General features: G+C 35.1%; 16 protein-coding genes. 13 read left to right on the top strand and 3 right to left on the bottom strand.

The window, feature by feature from the left end:
* Positions 1 to 28 precede the first annotated feature (28 nt).
* From C1724_RS25680 to C1724_RS15265, 5 genes are all read left to right on the top strand, one after another.
* Entirely contained in the window at positions 29 to 178 is a 150-nt protein-coding gene (locus C1724_RS25680) for a hypothetical protein (RefSeq protein WP_180994289.1), read from the top strand.
* A 634-nt stretch (positions 179 to 812) separates the two neighbouring features.
* Positions 813 to 1367: a SiaB family protein kinase gene (locus C1724_RS15280; protein ID WP_102347589.1), complete on the top strand. Its 555-nt coding sequence runs from the start codon at positions 813 to 815 to the stop codon at positions 1365 to 1367.
* Between the two features lie 10 nt (positions 1368 to 1377).
* Complete coding sequence (locus C1724_RS15275; protein ID WP_102347588.1) at positions 1378 to 1758, top strand: DUF1987 domain-containing protein; 381 nt, start codon at positions 1378 to 1380, stop codon at positions 1756 to 1758.
* Positions 1759 to 1783: 25 nt separating this feature from the next.
* Complete coding sequence (locus C1724_RS15270; protein ID WP_102347587.1) at positions 1784 to 2734, top strand: sensor histidine kinase; 951 nt, start codon at positions 1784 to 1786, stop codon at positions 2732 to 2734.
* A 37-nt stretch (positions 2735 to 2771) separates the two neighbouring features.
* Complete coding sequence (locus tag C1724_RS15265; protein ID WP_102347586.1) at positions 2772 to 4403, top strand: bifunctional diguanylate cyclase/phosphohydrolase; 1632 nt, start codon at positions 2772 to 2774, stop codon at positions 4401 to 4403.
* A 36-nt stretch (positions 4404 to 4439) separates the two neighbouring features.
* Here the strand turns inward: C1724_RS15265 and C1724_RS15260 are convergent, their stop codons facing one another.
* Positions 4440 to 5099: a response regulator transcription factor gene (locus C1724_RS15260; RefSeq protein WP_102347585.1), complete on the bottom strand. Its 660-nt coding sequence runs from the start codon at positions 5097 to 5099 to the stop codon at positions 4440 to 4442.
* 226 nt (positions 5100 to 5325) lie between these two features.
* Here C1724_RS15260 and C1724_RS15255 point away from each other — a divergent pair, with 226 nt between their 5' ends.
* The 3 genes from C1724_RS15255 to C1724_RS15245 all read left to right on the top strand — a co-directional run bounded on the left by C1724_RS15255 (position 5326) and on the right by C1724_RS15245 (position 9672).
* Entirely contained in the window at positions 5326 to 6306 is a 981-nt protein-coding gene (locus C1724_RS15255; RefSeq protein WP_102347584.1) for a BMP family lipoprotein, read from the top strand.
* 26 nt (positions 6307 to 6332) lie between these two features.
* Positions 6333 to 7862 (top strand): SpoIIE family protein phosphatase, encoded by a 1530-nt coding sequence (locus tag C1724_RS15250; RefSeq protein ID WP_102347583.1) that lies wholly within the window; start codon positions 6333 to 6335, stop codon positions 7860 to 7862.
* Positions 7863 to 7944: 82 nt separating this feature from the next.
* Positions 7945 to 9672, top strand: coding sequence for a methyl-accepting chemotaxis protein (locus tag C1724_RS15245; protein ID WP_102347582.1), 1728 nt, complete (start codon positions 7945 to 7947; stop codon positions 9670 to 9672).
* Positions 9673 to 9763: 91 nt separating this feature from the next.
* On the opposite strand, the gene C1724_RS15240 is transcribed toward C1724_RS15245, so the two are convergent.
* Both C1724_RS15240 and mreBH read right to left on the bottom strand, forming a co-directional pair.
* Positions 9764 to 10369 (bottom strand): stalk domain-containing protein, encoded by a 606-nt coding sequence (locus C1724_RS15240; RefSeq protein WP_102347581.1) that lies wholly within the window; start codon positions 10367 to 10369, stop codon positions 9764 to 9766.
* 91 nt (positions 10370 to 10460) lie between these two features.
* Positions 10461 to 11468: a rod-share determining protein MreBH gene (gene mreBH, locus C1724_RS15235; RefSeq protein ID WP_102347580.1), complete on the bottom strand. Its 1008-nt coding sequence runs from the start codon at positions 11466 to 11468 to the stop codon at positions 10461 to 10463.
* Between the two features lie 190 nt (positions 11469 to 11658).
* Between mreBH and C1724_RS15230 the strand changes: the two genes are divergently transcribed.
* The 5 genes from C1724_RS15230 (at position 11659) to C1724_RS15210 (ending at position 19205) form a co-directional block, all read left to right on the top strand.
* Positions 11659 to 12648: an ornithine cyclodeaminase family protein gene (locus C1724_RS15230; RefSeq protein ID WP_102347579.1), complete on the top strand. Its 990-nt coding sequence runs from the start codon at positions 11659 to 11661 to the stop codon at positions 12646 to 12648.
* Positions 12649 to 13019: 371 nt separating this feature from the next.
* Entirely contained in the window at positions 13020 to 14567 is a 1548-nt protein-coding gene (gene pruA / locus C1724_RS15225; protein WP_102347578.1) for an L-glutamate gamma-semialdehyde dehydrogenase, read from the top strand.
* Positions 14568 to 14788: 221 nt separating this feature from the next.
* Complete coding sequence (gene putP / locus C1724_RS15220; RefSeq protein ID WP_102347577.1) at positions 14789 to 16255, top strand: sodium/proline symporter PutP; 1467 nt, start codon at positions 14789 to 14791, stop codon at positions 16253 to 16255.
* A gap of 127 nt (positions 16256 to 16382) precedes the next feature.
* Entirely contained in the window at positions 16383 to 17987 is a 1605-nt protein-coding gene (locus C1724_RS15215; RefSeq protein WP_102347576.1) for an amidohydrolase, read from the top strand.
* 303 nt (positions 17988 to 18290) lie between these two features.
* Positions 18291 to 19205 carry a catechol 2,3-dioxygenase gene (locus C1724_RS15210; RefSeq protein ID WP_102347575.1) on the top strand — a complete coding sequence of 305 codons (915 nt, stop codon included), beginning with the start codon at positions 18291 to 18293 and terminating at the stop codon, positions 19203 to 19205.
* The last annotated feature ends 18 nt before the right edge of the window (positions 19206 to 19223 follow it).

The raw sequence follows: 19223 nt of genomic DNA, 5'->3' as shown, positions 1-19223 counted from the left end.
TATTAATTATGAACCCATTGGAGGCTTTATGTGGATAATAGTTGTTTATTCAAGCACAGGTATTAAAATGTTTGAATTTGATTCAGAAGTCGAAGCGAGAGCAAAGTTAGAAACGATTTCAGGAAATAAAGTTCTGTCTGAAGTTGTTTATCATGAAGAGTTATTAACAGTATGTTAATTGTTAATAAATCGGACCAAGACGGATTAATTAGAAATATGCTAAGAGTGGATTACTCAAGTTAAAATACAACTGCTATCATAACATCCGACGTTAAAACGATTGGGTCGATAATTTAGCAGAAATGACAATAAGTAAAGCACATGGTAGTTTTCTTCGTGAAAATACATGTGTTTTATTTGTCTTACAAAGCTAATTTTATATTCTAAAAAATGAAACCCGCCTATTAATAATCTTTATATAATTATTGGAATATTAATACTAGTAGTTTATATTTATTTAGTAAAGACGAATAGGACTTTTTAGCCGATAACAAAGTCGTGTTTTTTTATGATCGTGAAATAAACTACTTCTTACCGGTATGCCTTTTTTGTATTGGTTGCGTCGGTATTCCTTTTAGAAAAATATTGGGCTGTTAAATTAATTTATTCGCTTACTTTCAAAAAGGCTTAGCTACAATGCACTGCGTTTTTATTGTTAAGTCATCCAAAAAGTGGGTTTAACAATAAATAGTTCGAAATACCTATTCAGATATGACTGTTTCTCACTAATATAAAATATTTATTTTTACTATAATAAAGGTTACATTCCCTCACAATCTAATCAATCTTGAGGGAAATAAAGGAGCGTATGAATGGAAAATAATAATTTGCTGCATATCCAAAACACGTTGAAGTCAAATCAAATTCTCATCACCTTTTCTGGTAAATTAACTCAAGGGTTAATTGAGGAGTTGGGAGAAGCGGTTCGTAAGTACTTAGAGACAGAAGATCGTCCACAAAAAGAGATATTTAATGTGTTTTCTATATTTATTGAACAAACTCAGAATATCAAAAACTATTGTTTTACAAAGGAAAATACTGAAAGCTACGAAACGATTTCCGGCTCATGCATTGTTACGATTGGGAAGCTAGACGATGGTCAAAATTATATTTTATCTGGTAATTTGCTTGAAAAGAATGATATAAAACCATTGGTTGATAAAATCGACCACCTTATTCCATTGAATAATGTCGAACTTAAAAAGCTATATAAGGAAGCATTAAAAAAGGATATTTCACTGACAAATAACTCTAGTGCTGGGCTAGGTCTTATAGATATGGCACGAAAAGCGAGCCAGCCTTTAGAGTATTCGATCATAGATGTAGATCAAAACTATTCATTTTTTACATTGAAGGCAGTTATTTAAGGAGGACATTATGGAGAAATTATTGATTGAGAGCACAAAGAGTAGCCCGGAGGTAGTATTAGATCCAGAAAACAATATTATTTCTTTTAAAGGTCAATCCTATCCAGAAAATGCGTTTAAATTTTATGAACCAATCTTTAATTGGGTAGAGAAATATATTGAAAATATAGAAGAAGAGGTCCAAGTCGAAATCGAATTAAATTTACCCTATATAAATACAAGTAGTACAAAGTGTTTCATGATGTTATTAGAATTGTTTGATGAAGCGTACTTGGAAGGTAAAAAAGTAGGCATAACATGGTATTACAATGAAGAAAATGAAAGTGAGTTAGAATGTGCAGAGGAGTTTAAAGAGGATTTAAGTTTACCCTTTAATATTATTGCAAAATGAGCGAATAGGGAGGCTTACCTAGATTATGAGTAATGGGAAGAATCAAGTACTTCTTGAAGAAACTGCCGTTATTAAACATGCGGAAGAGGTATTAAAAAAATATGAGGGCTTAGATGGTGATTTAATTCAAGAGTATGTAAGTTTAGTAGGGGATTATAAAAAGTTATTAAAAGTTTCCAAAAAAACAAACCGTATAAGCGACTTGTTAACGGCGATGTTGCAAAAAAGAGAAGACGAAATAAAAAAGGTAAATGCAGAATTAAACCGACTTGAGGAAGCAAGGAAACAATTAATTTCAGAAATATCACATGAAATGGGTTCCCCGATGATAGCTATTCAAAATTATTTAAAGGCAATCTTAGATGGGAAAGTTGAATCATCTGAGAAAAGCTTGAAAATGATTTATGAACGAATTCTGATGGTTAACCATTTGATTCAAGATTTATTTGATTTATCCATCTTAGAAACTAAACAATCAAAGGTAATTAAAAAAAACGTACAACTTAATGAGCTGTTAGGTAGCTGGATTCAAGAATATAAATTTGAAGTGAACAATCAAGGTTATCATTTTAATATTAAATCAGCTGTAACGAAGGAAGAAGAGCGATATGTAGTCAAGGTAGATGAAATAAGAATTAAACAAGTATTAACTAATTTAATTTATAATGCTATTAAATATACGCCTCAAGGTGGGGAGATTGAGATTAATAGTTTTATTCGTAACGGTATAAATGACATACATGAGCTCATTATACAAGTTTCTGATAATGGTGTAGGAATAGACGAAATGTCGATTCCATATATATTTGAACGCTTTTTTAGAGTGGATGAGGATAACGCTAATGTAGGAACTGGCCTAGGATTGGCGATTGCGAAGGAAATCATAGAGCATCATAATGGTCAAATTGGAGTGACTAGTAAATTGAATGAGGGCAGTACATTCTTCTTTACGCTGCCAATTCATAAGACTATGTAGCAAGGGCGTAGTTTAGCTTGAAAGGAGGTAGCAGCGATTGGAGGAGTCAAATAGCCATAAAAACAACCTCTTTAAACATGAAATATCCATTGTGGAAAAAGGGAAAGAACTTATTGCAAAAGGTACATACAACGATAAACAGTTATTGAATGAATATAAGAAACTTGTGCAGCACTATGAGAAACTATTGAGAGTAACTAAAAAGGCTTTTAGCATTAGTGATCTTCAAGGAGAAACATTAAAGCAGCGTGAATTTGAAAAAAAGATATTGTTGGACAATGCTGGCCAAGGATTCCTAACATTTGGGAAAGACTTACTTGTTCATAAGGAATACAGTGCAGAATGTAGGCGAATATTTCAGAAGAAAATTATTGGTGCTCCTATACACGACTTGCTGTGGGAAGATAATTTTGAAATAAATTTAAGTTGCAAAGCCCTACTAAAATCATTGTTTAGCACTGAAAATGAGCAAGCGCACTTGTCCTACTTAGATCAATTACCTAGATTTACGATGATTAATGACCGAAAAATGGAACTAGACTTTAAAATAATCCATTCCACAGATCGCTATGAAGATTTTATAGTGATGTTAATATTAACTGATGTTACGGAAAGGTTTAATAATCAGCAAAAGGTGGATTATTTAAGCTTCCATGATGAATTAACATCTCTTTATAATCGTTCATATATAAAAAAAATACTTCCCACACTCTTAAATAGAAATCAACTACCATTAAGTGTGATTGTTGCTGATATGAATGGATTAAAGTTAATGAATGATGTGTTTGGTCATGAAAAAGGAGATCAGTTTATTCAATATTCGGCACAAATATTATTAAATTGCTGTTCCGAACAAGATATGGTTGCGAGATGGGGAGGAGATGAATTTTTAGTACTACTGCCTAAAACAAACGAGCTTCAATGTCTGCAGGTAATAAAACATATTAAAAGAGAATGTCTGAATTCAAAAAAACAGCCAATTGAAGTGAGTTTGGCGTTAGGTGCAGCAACGCTACAGGATGGAAATATACCGTTTTCAGAAATATTTAAACGAGCTGAAAAGGACATGTATAAACACAAACTCTTAGAATCTAAAAGTCTTCGAAAAAGGATTGTCTGTCAGTTGCACAGTTTAATGGAAACCAAGGTTACGAGGGATCCAGGTCAAAAGAATAGAATTCAGAAAATGGCAAGTAAGTTTGCCGAGTTGGTAGGGCTAGAACCAGCATCTACAGAGATGAGAATTCTTGAAAAACTTGTGTTATTACATGATTTAGGTAAGATTGCAATTCCCACTGCGATATTAAGAAAACCAACCGCTTTAACAAATGAAGAATGGGAAATGATGCAAACACATAGCGAGATCGGTTACCGATTAGCGCTTGCAATCGGAGAAATGGATGCCGCAGACTTCATTGTAGCGATGCATGAGAACTGGGATGGCAGTGGCTATCCGCATGGGTTAAAAGAAATAGAAATCCCATTCATTAGTCGCTTGTTGGCCATTGTTGTTGCGTTTGATGTAATGATGCATGATAGAGTATTCCAAAAGGCAAAAGGCAAGGATGCGGTTTTAGCAGAATTAATTGCAAACAGTGGAACTCAATTTGATCCGGAATTAACAAAAACTTTTGTCGAAAAAATAAATGTTATTTTAGAACATAAATAAAAACACCTCGGAAAGAATAAGTGATTGAGGTGTTTTTTATAGATTTTTAATGTATTGCAGTGCCTCCTGTCTATTCTTTACATTCAATTTTTGATATATTTCACTAATGTAGTTTTTTACGGTTCCCTCACTTAAATAAAGTCGATTTGCAATCAAGCGGTTGCTGAGACCTTCAGACAAAAGTTTGATAATATCGTATTCTCGATCAGTTAAGTGGATATTCATGTCTTTTAGCTGTTGTAATTTTGTTTCAAATGAATTTATATTGTAGTATTCGTGAAGTTTAGCGGCAAGTTTCGAGGCCACTTCAGCTGGAATCATTAATTGGCCTTGAGCAGCTTTTCTAATCGATGTAATCAAGTTTTCATAGTTGATGCCCTTAATAAAAAATCCATTTGCTCCAGAACCAAGACCTTCAATAATAAACTTTTCATCTGGAAACGTTGTCAGAATTAAAATGATCATGTGTGGAAATTCCTTTTTTAACCGTTTCGTACACTCAATGCCATCCATTATGGGCATTTTGACGTCCATTAATACAATATCAGGTGGTAATTTTCTAACCTGCTCAAGAGTTTCCTGACCATTACTTGCTGTGCCGATGACTTCCATGTCTTCCTCAAGATTAATAATAATTTGTAGACCTTCTCGCATTAATGTTTGGTCATCAGCAATAAAAATTTTTAACTTCTCCATACTTCCTCACCTTACATTCATTTTAACTAGTTATTATGTACTATTATAACATCATTAATTGTACCTAAGTTGTAGAATTGCGATAATTTGAAATTCTTTCAAAAATAGTATTACTAAATAGAAGAGACCTATATAATATAGGTTATAGTATAAAAGAATCATAAGGCCAAAAGGACTAAAGTATTATTAATGTAATAAATAAAGTTTAATAAAGGAGCCAAATTAAATGGAAAGATTTCGGTTGGTGATAACCGTAATATTGTTAATTTTTTTGTTAAATGGTTGCGGACAAAGCCAAGCTACGACAAGCTTACAAGATAAACTAAAGGTTGGAATGATGCTGGCAGACTATGGGTTGGGTGATCAATCATTTAATGATACAGCTTTTTTAGGCTTAACTAAGGCGAGAGATGAGCTCGGAATTCTTTTTGATTATCGAGATTTAGTTAGTTCAAAGTCGTATTATCAAGGTTTGGTTGAACTAATCCAGGAAGAGGATTGTGATCTTATTATCGGACTAGGGCACAATATGATCGTGGATTTTACTGCTGTTGCTGAAGAATATCCTGAACAGCAATTTCTTTTTATTGATCAAAAAATAGAATTGCCCAATGTATTATCGATTACGTTTAAAGAGGATGAAGGAAGTTACCTAGTGGGAATAATTGCAGGATTAAAAACAAAAACAAACAGTGTTGGATTTGTTGGCGGTATTGATATTCCTGTAATAAATAAATTTAAAGATGGTTTTATATCAGGGGTTAAGGCTGTAGATCCAGAGATTATTATTCATGTTGATTATGCAAATGATTTTGGCAGCCCTGAGTATGGAAAAGAGATAGCTAGACAAATGATTCAAAATGAAAACGTTGATATTATTTATCCTGCAGCGGGCTTTACTGGCCTAGGTGTAATTGAAGAAGCGGCAAATCATGATATATTTGCGATTGGAGCAGATAGTGATCAGTTTTATGTGGCAGAAAAAACAGTGATTACTTCGATGTTAAAGAATATAGATGTTGCTATTTATACTGCTATTAAAGAATTCTCTGAAGAAGGAGCATTTAAGACAAATCACCGTGAGTTAGGAATATTAGAGAATGGTGTTGGAATTGCTCCAGTAAGAATTACTCAATTAAACGATCAGGAGCAACAATTATTTGAAACGTACACGCAAACATACATAGATTCAAAAATACAAAAGTAAAAGAAAGCGTTTAGAGGAGGTAATAGATGAGACTTCAGACGAAACTTTTATTTCATTCAATCACTTTTATTTTTTTATCAATTGTTATTATTGTTTTTGTCATTATAAAAATGATAGGGATGCAAACAACTGCCAATAGTTTCTCTGATACCTTATTAAAAGTAGAAGAGTTTAACAGTTCACTTGTGGCATACCAACAAGCTCTAGGGAACTTTGGGAAAAATCCTACTGAAGCAAACCAGCTTACAGTAATATCTAAACATTATGACACCCTTGAAAAGTCAAAAATTCTCGAACATTTTCCGTTTGTAAATGAAAAAGAGCAACATCGGATCAACTTAATCCAACTGAAGTTAATGAACATTGAAGATACTATAGGGATTATTGAGACTGACAAACATAAGAACACAATTGAAGCTATGAAACTTTCATCCAAAATTTTAGGTATCTTAAACGATGTTTTTCTTTTGAAATTATCGTTACATGAACAAAATGGTTTAATGGCAAAGGAAAATAATCAGCAAATCTTATCAATATCGATTACTAGCGGTTTGTTATTACTCCTTATTTCTAGTGCGCTTATCATAAATATGACAAGAAAAATAGTAAAACCGATTATACAGCTAAGTTCCTATTCGAAGAAAATTGCGGCTGGAAACTTATCAGTTAAAGAAATAGAATATGTTTCGAATGATGAGGTTGGGCAACTAACAACTTCATTCAACGTTATGAAGGATAACTTGATGGAACTGATTGAACGTATTCAAAAAAATGCTGATGAATTACAAGAGAAAAATGAACGAATTAATGATAGTATTAGCTATGCAAAAAGAATACAAGATTCGGTGATTCCAAACGAGAACATTTTAGCTCAAAGACTTGAAGATTACTTCTTAATATATAAACCAAGAGATATTGTTGGAGGTGACTTTTACTGGTCGTACCAAACGAATGAAGGAATATATTTAGCAGTGGGTGATTGTACTGGACACGGAGTTCCAGGGGCATTGATGACAACACTCTCTATTTCTGCATTAAATCACATTGTTGAAAACGATGAAGGACTTAGTCCAGGCTACATTTTAGAGCAGTTAAATCAAATATTAAAGAGAACGTTACAACAGGAATCCAAGTCGGGACGTACAGATGATGGACTTGATATAGGGCTTTGTTATATTGAAGGATCTTCAATAACGTATGCAGGCGCAAAGTTAACACTCTATAAAAAGACAGGGAATGATGTGATTGGCATAAAGGGTGACACAAAAAGCATTGGTTATCGAAGAACCCCTGGTCATTATCAATATAAAAATCATACATTGACTGCAGACCAATCCTCTACCTTCTACTTCACAACAGATGGATTTATCGATCAAAATGGTGGGGAAAGTGATTATTCCTTTGGCAAAAAATCATTTCTACGGTTAATTGAGCATGCATATTCTAAACCATTAGCATATCAGAAACATATCTTTCTCACTGAACTACAGAAATATATGGGGGACGAGCCGCAACGAGATGATATTACGATTCTGGCGTTTAAGCCGAAAATATAAGAGACTATTAATGTATATGATTGAAGTTTAGTCATCATTATTTACTATTGCTATATTTTAATTTGAGATATGAATTGAGGTAATGTTTATGAAAAGTATACAAACGAGAATGTTAATTATTTTCTCTTTTGCCTTTATTGTATCAAGTGTAATACTTAGCTTTTCGATCTATCGGTCATCTAATGAACTTGTGGTGAACTCGATTAGCACCCAGGCAAAACTAATAGCAGAAAATGCTGTGAAAAAGGTGGATTTGAATAAATATGAAGGAATTACACCAGAGAGTGGCCCCACAGAGTATTACATGGAATTAAGGCAGCAATTAAATGATATTAGAGAAATGAATGGTCTAAAGTACCTTTATACAATGGGAAGACGCAGTGTTGCTGAAGGATATGAATACTTTTATGTTGTGGATGGATTCCCAGTTGAATCTAATGAAGCCTCTGAAATAGGTGATGTGGAAGAGAATCATTATCCGAGTCTTGAGCAAACGTTTGAGACAAAACAAGCAAGTATTGGAGAATTATCCTATAGTGAAGAATATGGGGCAACCGTTACGGCCTATGTTCCTATTATAAATAATAATGGTGACATGATCGGAGTCCTTGGTGCAGATTTTGATGCCGAAAATATTTATCAGTTAATGAAAACCGAAAAACAAAAGATGATTGTTTTAACACTTATTGTGCTTATTGTAATGTTTATAATTATATATTTACTATCAAGATATCTTGTCCAACCATTAAAGGAACTAATCAATCATACTAGAATTGTTCGAACAGGTGATTTCACCATTAAAATGGAATCGAATAGGAAAGATGAGATAGGTGAACTTAACCGGGCTTTTAATGAAATGATTCAAGATATAAATGAAATGATCCATACAGTAAATGTAAGTGCTAGTAAATTAAATACATCATCTCAGGAAATTTCCAGTACTGCAGAACAAAGTGCAAAAACTGCAGACGTATTGGCATCTACGATCCGGGAGATTACCCAAGGGTCTAAGCGTCAATTAAAAATCATTGAAGATGCTACAGAAACTATTAAACAAATGACAATAGGATTAGATTCAATCACGCATCATTTATCAGAAGTATCTATAGCTTCACATATGACTAATGATCTGTCAAATAATGGTATAAAGCAAATTGAACGTGCTGTAAAGCAGATTAATCAAATAAAAACCGCACAGCATCAGTCATCAACCGTTATCCAAGAACTTGGAATTAAATCAAAGGAAATCGATGAAATTGTTGATGTTATCACAAATATTGCTAGCCAAACAAACCTATTGGCATTGAATGCAGCAATTGAAGCGGCAAGAGCGGGCGAGCATGGGCGTGGCTTTGCAGTAGTTTCACAAGAGGTTCGAAAACTAGCTGAGCAATCGGCTCAAGCTGCAAAAAAAATTGCCATATTAATTAAAGACATACAAGTTAAAACAGAAAGTGCTGTAAAAACAATGGAGGAAAGCAGCAGAGAAGTTGAAGAAGGTACAAGAGTTGTTGCTGAATCAGGAGAAGAGTTCAATAAAATAAGAGAAGCAGTTCAATCTGTAAATGGGCAAATTGAGAATGTTACAGCTGCAATTGAACAATTAAGTGCTGGAAGTTCTCAGATTGTAGGTATCATAGAAGAGGTAAACAAAATTGCAGAAAATTCTAATCAAAAAACGAATGACTTTGCTAAATTAATTGATGGACAAATTTCTATGGTCCATGAAATTAATTATTCAACAGACCAGCTGAAGGAAATGTCGAATCATCTGGATAAGGTCGTTAAGCAATTTAAAATAAAGAAATAAGTAGTGCTAGTATTACATTAGCAGTCTTAAATATTATGAAGGAGCCCTTTTCTTCTAGTGTGAAACTAAAGGAAAAGTGGCTCCTTTAAAGCTATTGAATTTTAATTCTGTATGAATAACTATTCCTTAGTAATTCGTTTGCAGAATCTACATCTTTAGCTTCGGTCATGACAAAATTATCAAATACTAAAGGTAAACTCCATGTGTTTGGTTTTGTATATTGAAGTGTATATACCGTACTACTAACTACATTTCTATTTTTATCTAACACTTCAAATGTAAATATAGGTTTCCGATCTAATTCTTCTGTAATATTGAATGATACGTTTACATCGTATCTTCCAAAAATGGTTCCAGTTACACCTTCAAATGCATCTGGGTATGCTGATAACGAAACAACTTCAATGCCATCCATACCATAAAGTGGATATGCTTCAGCCGGTTTTTTTATTTGAACTGTTGATGAGGCGCTTTGCCAAGCTACATCATAACCTAATGCTTCACCTACAGTTCTTAATGGAACATATGTAGTATCGTTATATATGATTGGTACAGCTTTTGATGTGTCAATTTGATATCCTTCATTTGTAATATTAATGTTTGGAGCCAATAAAGCCCGGATTTCATTAGCAGCATTACTTACAATGGGTGTTAGTGCAAGTCCGCCTGCCAAACCTAATGCAATATATTTTTTCATAGTACCTCTCCCAAAATTGATTTCTATTACCCTATCACATAATTAAATGGTAATACTAAACTAATACCCCGATAATTACAAATATAAAACCTTAATTTGCTGTTTTATGTAATTTTCCCATCATACCAAGTGCTTTACCGGTACCTAAGGCTACTGACTCTAATGGTAAGGGAGCAATATGAACAGGGAGAAAAACCTCATTATTCAACCACTCTTTTATACCATCTAATAGTGCTCCGCCACCTGTTAACATAATTCCACGATCAACAATATCACCACTTAATTCAGGTGGACATTCTTCTAAGGTGGTATGAATAATTTCGATAATTTGATCTAACAATTCCTTGAATGAAAGGTGTATTTCTTTAGAAGATAATGTGATTGTATGCGGTAAGCTTGTAACTAAATCTCTGCCGCGCACATTCATAGTTTGTTCTTCATGATTTTTGTATGCATTACCAATTTCAATCTTTATTTGTTCAGCTGTTTGTTGGCCAATTAAGAGGTTATAGTTTTTACGTATATATTGAATAATTTCCTCGTCGAAACGGTCCCCGCCTATTTTTAAAGAGCGACAAGCTACAACTCCTCCATATGAAATGATTGCAACCTCAGTTGTGCCACCGCCAATGTCAATAATCATGTTTGCATAAGGTTCTTCAACTGGTAAATCTGCCCCGATTGCTGCAGAAACAGTGTTCTCAATAATATGGACATTCTTGGCACCGCAACTTTTAATTGCATCTATAATGGCCCTGCGTTCAACAGGTGTTGAGTTGGTTGGTGCAGTAATAACAACATTTGGTTTTCGCAGAGTAATACTGCTTGTAATCTTTGCTTTTTTGATTAATAGTTTAAGGATTTGTGTAGTTTTATTATAATCCGAAATAACTCCATTCTTTATTGGGCGAATCACCTCAATGTTTGCTGGGGCTTTTCCAATCATACACTTGGCTTCATTTCCTACTGCGACTACTTCGTTTGTATCATTGTTAATTGCTATGACAGAGGGCTCATTGAAAATAATTCCCTTGCCTTTACAGTGCATGATAATATTTGTTGTTCCTAAATCAATTCCGATTTCAGTATTTAATAGCATGTATATTCATCCCATCTTTATTTGTATTGGTTACAAATTCCCTTATATATTTCGTCGAAATATGTATTGTTTTGGGGGTAGTTGTATTATTGCTTAAATATATAAGGAGGTATTTGTCAGAATTTGCAGATTTGACCCACAATATTTGTCTGTATTACAATAAAATGGTATAGAAAGGAAGGAAAAAATCATGCTTATTCTATCAGAAGAACAAGTTCGCTCAATTTATACAATGAATGATGCAATTCAAGATCTTGAAAGTGCCATAAATTATAATACTCAAGGTAAGGTTATGAATCCGCATCGGACAGTGCTTGATTTTCCAGAAAAAAGTGCATCTGCACTTTACATGCCTTCTGCATTAGAACCAGTTGGAAAATCAGCAGTAAAGGTTGTGACAATCTTTCCTAACAACCCCTCCATTGGCAAAAAGACGACACAAGGTGTTATTCTCCTAAGCGATACAAACACTGGAGAGCATTTAGCTTGTATCAATGCTTCCTATTTAACTAGACTTCGTACCGGTGCTGTTAGTGGTATTGCTACAAAATATCTTGCTAAAAATACAGCATCGACAGTTGCTGTTATAGGCTGTGGTGCAATGGCTGAAGAGCAGCTTTTAGCTGTACTTGAAGTGCGCACTGTTAAAGGAATTATGTTATTTAATCGAACAGCTGAAAAAGCTTTTTCGTTTGCTAAACAAATTTTAAAAGTAAAGCCAGAATATGAGGGCTTGATAACAATTATGGAAGATGCAAATGATGCTGTTTCGAAAGCAGATATTGTTATTTGCAGTACTCGTTCAAACACACCAGTTTTTTCCGGGGAAGCACTTCGGCTGGGAACGCATATTAATGGTGTAGGCTCCTACCTGCCATATATGCAAGAGGTGGATGTAGAAACATTATTTAAGTGTTCTAAAATTGTTGTTGATACATTAGAGGGTGTTAAGGATGAAGCGGGTGACTTTATTATTCCTGCAGATAAAGGTATATGGAGTTTCAATAGTCTTCATGGAGAAATAGGTGAATTAACATCAGGTAAAATTCAAGGTAGGGAAAAGGATGAAGAAATAACATTTTTTAAATCAGTTGGAATTGCTTATTTTGATATGGCGGTTGCCGCTGCTGTGTATGAAAAAGCAATTCAAGCTGGAGTTGGAACCAAAGTGGAAATATAATAAGTAGTTTGATAAGGTGCTAGACTCTCTATGTGTTTGAACGTAACGCATATCATAGAGGGTAGGCACCTTTTTTAATTAAACGGAAAGTACATAGTAATTCGACTTTATGAATCTACAAAAAATAAAATGAAAATGATTTGCAGTTACTGATAAAGAATAAAAGTGGCAGATATAGACATAAATGTGGTAGGTAAATTTAAAAAGTAGCAGGTATCCTTCAAAACTTAGTTGATATCCTCGATATAATGGATGCAACAGAAAGAGCAGAGACCGCAAGAAGTGGGGAGGTAAATTACGTAGCTTTTGAGCTTTTCTCATGATAGTGGTACGAAATGAATATACATAAAAATAAAAAGGAGGGAGATCTAATGTACACACCATATAAACATGAACCGTTTACAGATTTCTCGATTGAAAAGAATCGTCTGCTATTTGAGGAAGCTTTAAAAAAAGTACATTCACAAATGGGGAGACATTATTATCTTGTAATTGATGGTGGGCGCATTAATACAGAGAATAAGATTATCTCGATCAATCCGGCAAATAAAGATGAAGTAGTTGGTATCGTAGCAAAAGCTGATAAGGAGCTAGCTGAAAAAGCTATCCAAGCTGCTGCAAAAGCGTTTGAAAGCTGGAGGTATTGGGATGCGGAAGCTAGAGCAGGAATTTTATTCCGCGCAGCTGCCATTGTTCGGCGTAGGAAACATGAATTTTCTGCATTGCTTGTAAAAGAAGCGGGTAAGCCATGGAAAGAAGCGGATGCGGATACAGCTGAAGGCATAGACTTTATGGAATATTATGCACGGAAAATGATTGAACTAAAGGATGGTAAATCAGTTTTAAGTCGTGAGGGTGAACGGAATCAATATATTTATACGCCAACAGGCGTAACTGTTGTCATTCCGCCTTGGAATTTCTTATTCGCAATTATGGTAGGGACAACAGTTGCACCAATTGTAACTGGAAACACGGTTGTATTGAAACCTGCCAGTAATACTCCGGTGACAGCTGCATGGTTTGTAGATGTATTAGAAGAGGCAGGTCTGCCGAAAGGTGTTATTAACTTTGTTCCAGGAAGCGGTGCAGATGTCGGAGATTATTTAGTGGATCATCCCAAGACGGCTCTAATTACATTTACAGGTTCACGTGAAGTGGGAACAAGGATATATGAAAGAGCTGCCAAAGTTCAACCTGGTCAGCAACATTTAAAACGAGTTATCGCCGAGATGGGTGGCAAGGATACCATCGTTGTTGATCACGATTGTGATCTAGAATTGGCAGCTCAATCAATTTTTGTATCTGCATTCGGCTTTGCCGGTCAAAAATGCTCTGCCGGTTCTAGAGCAATCGTTCATGAGGATGTATATGAAAGTGTATTAAAACGTGTTATTGAAATTACTGAACAGCAGGTTGTAGGTAATCCGGAAAATTACGGAACATATATGGGACCGGTTATTGATCAAACTTCCTTTAATAAAATAAGTGAATATATAAAGATCGGTAAAAAGGAGGGGAGGATTGTAACAGGTGGTAAAGGTGATGATTCAAAGGGGTATTTCATTGAGCCGACCATTATTGCAGATTTAGATCCGAAAAGTGTAATTATGCAGGATGAAATTTTTGGGCCAGTTGTAGGCTTTTCAACTTTTAAGACATTCGATGAAGCATTAGAAATTGCAAATAATACTGAATACGGCCTAACTGGTGCGGTGATTACGAATAACCGTGAACATATTGAACGAGCAAAGCGTGAATTCCATGTTGGTAATTTATATTTCAATCGAAATTGTACGGGTGCAATTGTGGGTTACCACCCATTTGGCGGATTTAAAATGTCTGGTACCGATTCTAAAGCAGGAGGACCTGACTATTTAATTCTGCATATGCAAGCTAAAACTATAAGTGAAATGCTTTAAAGGATGAAATGAATTTCTAATATAACTTATATGCTATTAGAATGTTATTCTACTATTACTAATTAAATGTGCCTAAATCGTCTTGAGTATTTAAATAAGGCGTTTTAGGCGATTTTTATTTTATAGAAAATGGTAGTAAAAAATAGTTTAAAAACTGCTATAATTTTTATAATATAGAACATATGCAATAAATGAATTTAATAGGAATATAGGGGGAAACGATGGGAAATATACAATTAATTGTATCTGTTAGCGTATATATGATAGGTATGCTTTTAATTGGTTACTATGCTTACAAACGAACATACAATCTATCAGATTATATGCTTGGTGGTCGTGGACTTGGTCCGGCTGTAACAGCTTTAAGTGCAGGTGCCTCAGATATGAGTGGTTGGCTTTTGCTTGGTCTGCCAGGTGCTATGTATTCGACTGGGCTTAGTGCAGCCTGGATTGCAATTGGGTTGACAATAGGTGCTTGGGCAAACTGGCTTTGGGTTGCTCCACGGTTACGAACATATACAGAAATAGCTAATAATTCAATAACAATACCGGGATTCCTAGAGAATCGTTTTGAAGATCACTCAAAGATACTTCGCTTAATTTCTGGCCTTGTTATTTTGGTATTTTTTACATTTTATGTATCGTCTGGGATGGTTTCAGGAGGAGTGCTATTTCAAAGTACATTTGGTCTAGAATATCGTACTGGTTTATTTGTAATAACTGCGGTTGTTGTTGCCTATACGTTATTTGGTGGATTTCTTGCAGTTAGCTGGACTGACTTCGTCCAAGGATTAATTATGTTTTTGGCGTTAGTGCTTGTACCACTTGTGACAATTCTCCATATTGGTGGTTTTGATAATTCCTTCACAGAGATTCGCTCCGTTGATCCAGCGCTTTTGGATATTTTTACCGGTACTAATTTCATAGGCATTGTCTCTCTTTTTGCTTGGGGACTCGGTTATTTTGGACAACCTCACATTATCGTTCGTTTTATGGCAATATCATCTGTTAAAGAAGTAAAAAAGGCACGTCGAATCGGCATGGGCTGGATGATTTTCTCAACAGGTGGAGCAATGCTGACAGGACTATTTGGGATTTCTTATTACTCCGCAAACAATCTTGTTTTAGATGACCCGGAAACCATCTTTATAATGCTAGGGGAAATACTATTTCATCCTATTATTACGGGGTTTCTGATTTCGGCAATATTAGCTGCCGTTATGAGTACGATTGCTTCACAGCTACTTGTAACGTCTAGTTCATTAACAGAGGATTTATATAAAACATTTTTCCGCAGGAAGGCATCAGATAGAGAATTAGTGTTAATTGGACGTTTATCAGTTTTAATTGTATCTATAATTGCTTTATGCCTTGCCTGGACAAAAAATGATACCATTCTCGATCTTGTTGGTTATGCATGGGCTGGCTTTGGTTCCTCTTTCGGTCCTGTAATTTTGCTTAGTTTATACTGGAAACGAATGACAAAGTGGGGTGCGCTTGCTGGTATGCTTGTTGGTGCAAGTACAGTAATTATTTGGTCAAATGCGGGTTTGTCTGATGTTCTTTATGAGATGATTCCTGGATTTACAGCAAGCTTAGTTGCCGTATTTGTTGTTAGTTTATTAACACCCATTCAATCTAGTAATATTGACAAACAGTTTGAAATACTAGAAAAAGAAGTTAAATAGTGATAGATATAAAAGAGATCAGCTATAGTCTGGTCTCTTTTTACAAAAAGACATAATTTCTATAGAATGCGATACAAATACAATAAATATAAATAAAGAAATGCTGTATCTGTGAGGAGAGAGGTCTATGACTAGTAAAGACAGACAAATTTTCTTTAATGGAAAAATATTTACCGCTAATCCAAACCATCCCTATGCAAGTGCAATGTTGATTTGTGATGGAGTGATAGAAAAAGTTGCTGATGAAAAAGAGATGATGGACTATGATGGTGACAGAATAAATCTTCAAGGCCGCCGCGTTTTACCAGGTTTAATAGATGCCCATCTTCATCCATTATGGTTAGCTAAAGCAACTAAACAAGTAGCTTGTACCCCACCCCTTGTAAGATCTATTGAAGATATGATTCAAGAGCTTCGTAAGCAACGAATCGGACAAGCTCCAAATAATTGGATTGAAGGCTGGGGATATGATGAGGGGAAATTGACTGATCAGCGTGCCCCTACTCGGTGGGACTTAGATAAAGTTTCTCAGGAAACACCAGTTGTGGTTACTAGAACATGTACCCATATAATTTCAGTAAATAGTGCGGCTTTAAACTTGGCTGGAATTACGGAATCCACAGAAAACCCACCAGGAGGGCAAATTGATAAAGACCTAAATGGCAAACCAACAGGTATTTTACGAGAAAGTGCAAGGTATCTAGTACTAGATATAATGCCGGAGCTGTCTATAGAGGATAGTGCGGCTCTTCTAGCAGAATTAAGCCCAAATCTACTAAAGCATGGAATAACAGCTATTACTGATCTAATGTGCTTAAGGGAACCTATCGATTACCTGGAATTATATAAGCAAGCGCGTAACCAAGGGCTTAAACAAAGAGCAGTATTATACTATATATGGGATGAAATAAAAAAACACCCTAACCTAGATAAAAATACAACATGTAAAGAAAAAGCGGTTCACATTGGAGGTATTAAATTATTTGCTGACGGTAGTGTTTCAGGTAGAACTGCATGGGTTAGCGAGTCTTTTAAAGGAAATGACAAGGGTTATGGTATTGCAACTACATCTAAGGAAGAACTAGTAGCTGCTGCTCAGGCTGCCGAGCAAAATGCCATACAATTAGTTGTACATGCAATGGGAGATAAAGCAATTGACTTAATTATTGATACCTTTTATGACAAAAAAGGCTGGTTGACTGATTTACCTTCTATCAGAATAGAGCATGCGGCAATGCCGACAAAAGAAACAATTAGACGTGCAGCAAAGACTAATATCGCATTTGTTCCACAACCGATATTTATATTTGCAGAAATTGAAAGTTATATTAACAACTTAGGGGTAGATAGAACAATTCAGACTTATCCATTTCGCTCAATGTTAGATGCAGGTATTAAGGTTGCCTTCTCATCTGATGCTCCTGCTACAGCTTGGAGTGATCCGGCCAATCCATTTATTGCTATTAAATCTGCTGTAACTCGGACTGCATATGATGGAACAGATACCGGCCATGAACAACGTATAGATGTTCATACCGCGATAACACTATATACTCGTTTAGCACAAGAAATAACGGGGATTCCTAAGATTGGCCAATTAAAAGAGGGGTATCACGCCGATTTTATAGTTCTCGATCGTGATATTTTCAATGTAAACATGGAGGAAATAGATCGAGTTATAGTAGATGAAACTTATATGGGAGGAACACTTGTTTATCGAAGAAACCGATAGTAGTGGTATTCTGATGGAATATCTACGTTAAAGTAATACCTTGGTGTTTTCTATTATGGCCAAGGTATTATAATTTTTGTGTTTTGTTGCGCTATGCGCACTCTTTTAACTGAAAAAAGAAAAAAATTCGAATATTGTTGCATATAGAGCAACTAGAATGTTGTATCGAGAACGAAATCTAGTTATTATAAAGCTATTAGAGATTATTTAGAAGATGCAGTTATTTAGCATGCTTTTAATATTAGTTGGTAACGTTTACATTTTCTATTAAGCTATATACTTTTACTTGGGGAGTGGGAAAATATGAGTATTATTCGCATTGGTAGAGTAGAGCTACGTGTATTGGAATTAGAGAAGTCTGTTGATTATTACACAAATATTATTGGTTTAGAAGAAGTTGCTAGAGAAAAAGGTAAAGTCTATCTAAAGGCTTGGGATGAATTTGATCATCATAGCGTAATTCTTCAAGAAGCGGAATCGGCAGGTATTGATCACCTTGCGTTCAAAGTAGAAAATGTCGATGATCTAGCAAAATATGAAACAAATGCTGAAATGTTTGGCTGTACAGTTAAGCGAGTATCAAAAGGAACGCGCATTGGGGAAGGTGAAGCGGTACGCATTGAAATTCCAACAGGTCACCAGGTGGAACTTTATCATGATATTGTACAGCTTGGTACGAAGGTAGGAACATTAAATCCTAAACCTTGGCCTTTTGATACTAAAGGAATTGCGCCGCACCGATTCGATCATTGCTTATTAACTGGCGATGATGTGAAAACGGTTACGAGGTTCTTCACTGAAGCATTGGACCTTCACCAAAGTGAGCGCATTATGACAGTTGATGGGGAAGATATGGTTGGAAGTTTCATGCATGCTCGCAATGGGAAAGCGCATGATTTAGCGTTTGTAAAAGGTCCAGATAAAAAACTTCATCATGCTGCCTTCTTTGTAGATAACTGGTATGACGTATTAAGAGCGGCTGACCGCCTAAGTGCGTATGAAGTACCAATTGAAGTAACACCTACTAGACATGGTATTACACGCGGTGAAACGATTTATTTCTTTGATCCTTCTGGAAACCGTAATGAGGCATTTGCCGGTGGATATATTGCGTACCATGATTCACCAACGATTACATGGACTGAGGACAAGATCGGGACTGGGATTTTTTACCACCGTAGAGAGCTAATTGAATCATTCGGTAAAGCGCTGACATAATCTATGGTTATTAAAATG

Source organism: Bacillus sp. Marseille-P3661, assembly GCF_900240995.1.
Taxonomy (GTDB): Bacteria; Bacillota; Bacilli; order Bacillales; family Bacillaceae_J; genus OESV01.
The sequence above is the reverse complement of the archived record's forward strand: the minus strand, read 5'-3'. Positions and strand labels throughout refer to the sequence as shown.